The following is a 1,153-nucleotide window of genomic DNA, read 5'->3' as shown; positions in this document are numbered from 1 at the left end:
GCAATTCGGGTATATATATAGAAATAGGTATATAATAAAATACATTGATAGGGAATGAAAACTAAACTATTGATAATAGTTAACCCGAATTGCTAGTTAATTTCATTGGAAAATAAATAAGTCGTGCTATCCTAATCTTAAAGCACTAAGCATTAGAAAGCTCACGACTTATATGACTTATAATAGCACACTTCCAAAAGTTTTTGTTTATTTACTGACAACCATTGAGACGCTTTATCAAACGAGTGTTCCCCTTGAGGTTCAAAACCGAAAAAACGTCCATCTCGCAACATCAGATTGCTTAGTTATCGCTTGTTACCTATGGGACGTACTGCATTTTAGTGAAACACTTAAAGCTAAGCACCAACTTGCTCAAAGTTTATTTCCTAATTTCCTAGAATATTCTCGCTTTGTCCGCCGTTGTAATGCCCTCTTACCGAGTATCCAAGTCATTCGCCAAGCACTCGTCTTTAAAGAGGTTGAAGGAATGAGTGTATCCATTATTGACAGCTTCCCCATTCCTTTGTGTCAGCCTATTCGTAACTTCAGAAGCAAAGTTCTTGGAGATTATGCCAATGTTGGCTACAATGCTACAAAGGGACAGTACTTCTATGGATGTAAATGTCATGCTTTAGTCAGTGAATCAGGCTATGTCATAGACTACACAATTACTCCTGCTTCAATGGCTGATAGTTCAATGACCGAGGAAGTGTTGAGTCAATTTGGGACACCAACAGTCCTTGGAGATATGGGATATCTAGGTCAGTCACTGCATGATAGGCTGGAATTAAAAGGAATTGATCTAATTACACCTGTCAGGAAGAACATGAAGCAAAAGAAAATCCTTTTCCCTAATTTTTCAAAACGTAGAAAAGTGATTGAGCGAGTTTTTTCTTTTTTGACAAATTTAGGAGCTGAGCGTTGTAAAAGTCGTTCGCCTCAAGGTTTTCAATTGAAATTAGAGATGATACTTTTAGCGTATTCTTTACTGTTAAAATCAGCTAAAACACTGGAACCAGAGACTTTAAGATATTCTATCGGGTATCAAGTCATGGCTAAATAATCAACTAGCAATTCGGGTTATATCATAATTAAAAATCTTTCTCCCCGCTGCGGCCGACCATCCAGCCAGCAGCGATCATCGGAGGAAGAA

The 1,153-nt window shown here is 37.6% G+C and carries 1 protein-coding gene; it reads left to right on the top strand.

The features are described 5' to 3' along the window. Positions 1–172 precede the first annotated feature (172 nt). Positions 173–1,063, top strand: a complete 891-nt coding sequence (locus AB0A90_RS34750; protein WP_357256217.1) for an IS982-like element ISLll1 family transposase — start codon at positions 173–175, stop codon at positions 1,061–1,063. Positions 1,064–1,153 lie beyond the last annotated feature (90 nt).

It is taken from the genome of Micromonospora sp. NPDC049204, assembly GCF_040647935.1.
Taxonomy (GTDB): Bacteria; Actinomycetota; Actinomycetes; order Mycobacteriales; family Micromonosporaceae; genus Micromonospora.
This window is presented reverse-complemented; position numbering and strand designations above follow the sequence as displayed.